Raw genomic sequence first — 5,525 nt, forward strand, 5'->3', positions numbered from 1 at the left:
AGGTCGCTATAGGACCATAATGCGTCGTAATGTTGTCGCTATTTGTCGAACGATTCCTGTAGGATTTCCACTCCTTTTGCCGAATTGAAAGGGTGAAGGGGTGAGTGGAATGGATGGAACAAGTGAAATGGATGGTAGTATTACGATAACAAATATGGAGCACGAAATGTACAATGATGGCCTTTTCTTCTTGGGAAAATCTAATAGTTGTGAAGGTACTTTTGAAAAATGGCGTTATCAAAGATTTGCAATTATTAGCTTCTGCACGTCATTCGAATCGTTTCTGCACAAGAAAATAGTCTCTAAATTAACAATAGACGATACCGTTGTAGAAAAGGGATCAGATATATTAAATTATTTATCTGACCCGGAATCTAAGGTGAAAAGACCATTCATTATAGCAACCGTTAAGGGTAAATTACGAGTGCTAGCAGACGCAAATGGATTAGATCAAGAAGCTTTTTTGGGAGAAGAATTTAAAGAGTTCGAAAAAATTATTCATTTGAGAAATAAAATTGTTCATTTTTCTCGATCGAATTTTGATAGTGTTTATTTAGAAATGGATAATTTAGTTGAAGTGGCTCCTGAATTTTTGAGAAGCTTAGTGATGATAATTTGCGAAGAGTTGAATGAAAATGTTCCGGGATTTTATTTGGAAACAGAATATAAAGATATAGATTAAGGTTTAAGCACTCGAAATGGGTGCTCTTTTTATATAACCAAAAACCATGTCGCCTCCGGGCGGCATTTTTTAATACAAAAATCAGAAAGGCGTGAAAAGCATGTCTTATTTTTATAGTGTAGGGGGCGTCAATTTGGAACATTTAGAAGTTGTTCAGTTGTATTTGTTTGGTGATGTAAAATTTTTAGATTTACTGTTACTGCTCATGGGGATCGACATTGTTACAGGTATTTTTAAAGCAATTAAGAACGGCAACCTATGGAGCCGTAAAAGCCTGTTCGGGTACGCACGGAAGCTACTAGTATTCGGTGTAATTATAATGGCCAATATTATTGATCAAATCCTCGGTTTAAACGGCACTGTTACATATGCAACAGTGCTTTTTTATATTGCTAACGAAGGGCTTTCGATCGTTGAAAATTTGGCTGAGCTTGATGTTTTAATCCCAGCTCATATTGCGGAGCGCCTAAAAGTAATTGAGACGAGTGATACAGAAACACTTGGTCAGCAGGTTAAAGAAGAGTTTGCTGGAACAAAAGTCGATGAAGAGCTGAAGAAAGACGGTGAGGGAAAATGAAAATAGCGGGATGCGCTGAACTTGCTGTAACCGGTCTTTTTGAGCTTGTTAATCCACGAAAAGGTTATACGAAAGGAGCAGATGAGTGATGAGTATAAAAGGAATTGAACTTCACCCCGGTCACTGGAAAAACACCGGTTCCGGGGCGAATGGACTTATCAATGAGGTGACGGAAGCACGCAAGGTGACAAAGCGAGTGTATGAGATCTTGCAGGCGCATAAGGTTCCGGCAACCTATTTTGAGGATAACACCTCAAGCAATCAGCAGCAGAATCTTAATGCGCTCGTCAAGCATCATAACGCGGATCGGGATGATCTGGTTGTATCTATCCATTTTAATGCCGTGGCAGGAATCAAGGAAAGTGACATCGGCACAGAAGTGCTGTACTACTCACAAAAAGCTTTAGCAACGAAACTGGCAGCGGCAATAAGCGCAGCATCTGGACTAAAAAATCGGGGTGCCAAAAAGCGGGATGGCCTGGCCGTGCTGACAAAGATTTTTGAGCCGGCCGTATTGATCGAGGTTTGTTTTGTCAATTCTCGTGCGGACGTCAAAAAATATCAGGAGCATTTTGAAAAGATTTGTTTAGCAATTGCAGAGACACTGGGAGCACATATTGGCTTGACGTTAAAAAAGCCGGTAGCTGCATCTAATAAAACGGTGGTAGCGAAGGAGGGGAATATTTTGGTATTAAACGGAGTAGGACGTAAAGAAGCGCAGGATCTGATCCGTCGAGCGTGCAAAGAAGGCGTATTCGACGCATCTTATCACACGGAGGAACGCATTGCCGGGTACACGGACAGCGAGCTGGTGAGCTATCAGATTGCGTACGTAAACCGGACGGTAAAGGCGTAAAAAAGCAAAAAGCTCCGATGCATTTCGGGGCTTTTGTCGTATTTTGTCGTTAATTGAAGAACGGTTTTTGTAGATATTTTCCCTCTATTATCGAAAAATAGTATTAGAGGAGGTATCAAAAATGGTTAAACGTACAATAAACTTTGATTTTTTTAGAATTACACAGTCTGATAATTCTACTGATCATGTAAATAATGCTTTGGAAAAACAATTGCAAATTGTTTCTGAAGGAAAAGTAGAAAATGTTAAAATTGGAAGTTTTGTTGCAAGGATGAAATTTCTTATTAAAAAACCCATGAACCCTCAGGTAGCCGGTGGTCCGTTCTGTTGGATAGGTTCCATAGAAAGAGTAGACATTACTGAGAATACTGAAGGGGCTAACCTAGATGGTATAAGAAAGGTTTATGCTGACGGAGAAGATGAGGGGCCTGTAAAAGATACGATATTTTTATATAACCCTACCAATAAAGTTTTGGTATTACATAAATCTTTTGGTGGTTTGGTTTGGCGTAATATTGGCATATACATAAGAAAACTTTGTAAAAAAAGAGGTATTCAATTAGAAACGATTGTTGATTTTTCTAGGTTCGAGCGCACTCAGAAAGCGCCTAGAATAAAAAATATTGAATACCGTGTAGCATTACCAGAAAATTTAGAAGTGCTGAAAAACAGCAGTAGAACTATTGTGGGTGATTTCCTTCTTGCTAGAGCATTAAAAGGAAAAACTATGAAAGTGACAATTGGTTCACCAAATATGGATGTTAATGAGACGATTAAAAAAGTGGTACAAATAAAAGAATTAGGAAAAGACAATGTGAAATCACTTAAGGTAATCACAGAAAATGATGGAAATGAAGAAGCATTGGACTTGATAAACGAAATACTAAGAGACAGTGTAACTGAAGATTTTACACAAGGAAGAAAATTTACCGCACCATTGGTTATGGATCATATTTTTGCGGTGTATAATAAACATAATACCCTCTTGAATACAATGTTTATAAACGAGGAGGAAGACTGATAAAAAAGGGGTGGCGAAATGTTGAAACGCTTTATTGGGCCGCTTGTATTCCTAACAATCGTTTTTATTATTTTTAAGACCGGATTGGAGCCGATTGATTTTAAATTTTTTAAGGATATATTATTAGCTACAACTTCACTCGCAGCAAGTCTTTTGGGGTTTCTTATTGCGACAATTACAATTATACAATCACTGAACGGTAATAAGTATTTTAAAAAGCTAATTCAACTCGGGACTGCTCAAAAGCTGTTAAAAGAGCTTTTTAAATCAATTACTGCGCTTTTTGGAACGACCATTATTAGCTTGTTCTTTTTGTTTTTTGATTTTACCGAAAGTACCTCATCCATTCAAATATTATTTTCAATATGGATGACAGCTCTTTTAGTTTCCTTATTCTTAATGGCGAAAGTTATTTTCTATGTTCGCTATGTGTCATTAGAAGGAGACGAAAAATAAATTTAAAAACACCTTTTTTGAATGAGGTGTTTTTTATTTGCAAAAAAAAGACTAGCCGTAGCCAGTCAAAAATACTTCTTTGCCATCTGTTTAAAAGTTCCCTCATTAATAATGTGTTCACCCGGCACAGGCCACGATCCACAGTAAAGATGCACGACGGAATGGATCTGCGTAATGCCGATATGATCATCGTCGTTGATTTGCTCCCTGCAGTGTGGGCAGATCATTTTAAAATCTTCCACGGTATCAGCTCCTTTTACAAGTTGGAGGGGTTCCATTTATTCAAACGCAGGCAGCACACTGTAGTTTTTAGCAACGCTGCTATAGTTGTCTGGATCAAATGTTTCGAAGTTAATCTGTTCAAACGTTTCGCGATCCAGTGTGATGTTCATGACTTTTTCGATATTTTCATTTCCGTATTCATCAAGCAAAGGGAACTCCCAAATCAGAACCACTTCACTGGTTTTAGGATCATCAAAAGCAATTTTAAATACATCCGCACTATCAATATACATGCCGCTTTTTACTAATCCTAATGATGCGTTATCATCAGTTGACAACGTAATGTGCTTAACAATATCATCCGAAGCTTCGGTTTCCTGGTTATCAAATTCATCATAATAAACAATTCGGTCTTGTTTTAAATTATTTTGCTTGCCGAGTTTCTTAATAATTGCTTCTTCTGTCGTTAGAGTTGCTGTTTCTTTTTCTTCAGATTCAGGAGACTGGGTCAGCCTGTCGCAGGCCACAAACACAGCAAAAAACAATACTGCTGTCAGCAGCAGTTGAATCACGTTTCTCATCCAAATCCCTCCATATGACTTTTTACTATCATACGACAAAATGGGCATAGTATGGAAGAGACATCGAAATGGTATTACTATGTAGAAGAAACACGTACTGAAATTAGTAGGGGTGTATGATTTTGCCCATCTGCTTGCCCAACGTTTGCCCATCTTTTCAAATTGTTTCACCTGTTTTAGCACTGTCTGATTTTTCAAAGACTTTATAAAACAGCGGTTTGCAGGCTTTTAAAATGGTAGAAACTTGTATAATAGTTGTTCCGCACACAAGTACATCCTTGGGAGCGCGAACAATACATGTCAATGTATTAAGAACCTCAACCCCTTGAGCCGTATGGCTTCGAGGGGTTTTTCTTGTTTTGGTCAAAAGCTATTTTTGTAGCTTGTTCTTGCTAATGACCAAAATCGGACCAAAATTATTTTAAAAACCGATTTGCGTACTTCTCAAATTCCTCAATTGTCTCCTTATTTAACCGGTCACTGATATGTGAATACACATCGGCTGTAACGGCCATGCTGCCATGTCCAAGGCGTTCCTGGATATATTTCATGCTGGCGCACCTGATTCAAGCAGCATAACCGCATGTGTGTGGCGTAGAGAATGGATCGGGAGCTGTGGAAGTCCAGCTTTTTTTAAAGTGCGTGAGAAAGCATTAAATAAAGTTGATTTTGGCAGGAAGTCACCATTAGTCCGGCAAAACACTAAATTGTAATCATGACGATACAAATCATTTAACATCAATTTGTTTTTATTTTGCCATTTCAAGTGATCTCTCAATTCACTGCAGAGAGAAGAACCAATAATGATCGTTCTTGGTGAATTAAAGGTCTTTGTGTCCCCAAAAAGTTCTTCATCGTTGCCAGCTTGAAAATCCAGCGACCTTGTAACGGAAATTTTACCTTCGTTTAAATCGATGTCTGTCCATTGAAGAGCCGCAGCTTCTCCCTTTCTCATTCCTGTTTCGATTAACACTTTAAAGAACACGTAGTAAATATAACTGTCCTCATAAGCCGTTTTTAAAAATAACGGAATGTTATCAGGAGCAAGGTGTCAAGGCCGGGCATTTTCATACAAAATCGCCGGGTTAAATTTATACAATTTCGGCACCTTGTATTTCGCAACTGAAAAG

The 5,525-nt window shown here is 38.2% G+C and carries 7 protein-coding genes and 1 pseudogene; 5 read left to right on the forward strand and 3 right to left on the reverse strand.

Features of this window, described 5'->3' with window-relative positions:
* Positions 1-109 precede the first annotated feature (109 nt).
* The 5 genes from BTO30_RS16705 to BTO30_RS16725 all read left to right on the forward strand — a co-directional run bounded on the left by BTO30_RS16705 (position 110) and on the right by BTO30_RS16725 (position 3,592).
* A complete protein-coding gene (locus BTO30_RS16705) occupies positions 110-682 on the forward strand; it encodes a hypothetical protein (RefSeq protein ID WP_075399821.1) in 573 nt (190 codons plus the stop codon).
* A gap of 100 nt (positions 683-782) precedes the next feature.
* Positions 783-1,259, forward strand: a complete 477-nt coding sequence (locus BTO30_RS16710; protein WP_075399822.1) for a phage holin family protein — start codon at positions 783-785, stop codon at positions 1,257-1,259.
* 88 nt (positions 1,260-1,347) lie between these two features.
* On the forward strand, positions 1,348-2,115 hold the full coding sequence (locus BTO30_RS16715) for an N-acetylmuramoyl-L-alanine amidase (RefSeq protein ID WP_075399823.1): 768 nt from the start codon (positions 1,348-1,350) through the stop codon (positions 2,113-2,115).
* A 121-nt stretch (positions 2,116-2,236) separates the two neighbouring features.
* A complete protein-coding gene (locus tag BTO30_RS16720) occupies positions 2,237-3,136 on the forward strand; it encodes a DUF6731 family protein (RefSeq protein ID WP_075399824.1) in 900 nt (299 codons plus the stop codon).
* 18 nt (positions 3,137-3,154) lie between these two features.
* Entirely contained in the window at positions 3,155-3,592 is a 438-nt protein-coding gene (locus BTO30_RS16725; protein WP_075399825.1) for a hypothetical protein, read from the forward strand.
* Between the two features lie 65 nt (positions 3,593-3,657).
* Here BTO30_RS16725 and BTO30_RS17310 read toward each other — a convergent pair whose 3' ends face one another.
* The 3 genes and pseudogenes from BTO30_RS17310 to BTO30_RS16735 all read right to left on the reverse strand — a co-directional run.
* Entirely contained in the window at positions 3,658-3,834 is a 177-nt protein-coding gene (locus BTO30_RS17310; RefSeq protein ID WP_158023618.1) for a hypothetical protein, read from the reverse strand.
* A gap of 36 nt (positions 3,835-3,870) precedes the next feature.
* The gene (locus BTO30_RS16730) at positions 3,871-4,395 is read right to left on the reverse strand and encodes a hypothetical protein (protein ID WP_075399826.1); all 525 of its coding nucleotides are present in this window, start codon (positions 4,393-4,395) and stop codon (positions 3,871-3,873) included.
* A 416-nt stretch (positions 4,396-4,811) separates the two neighbouring features.
* Positions 4,812-5,431, reverse strand: a pseudogene (locus BTO30_RS16735) (site-specific integrase); the annotation flags it as partial.
* Positions 5,432-5,525 lie beyond the last annotated feature (94 nt).

Source organism: Domibacillus antri, assembly GCF_001936625.1.
GTDB lineage: Bacteria > Bacillota > Bacilli > Bacillales > Domibacillaceae > Domibacillus > Domibacillus antri.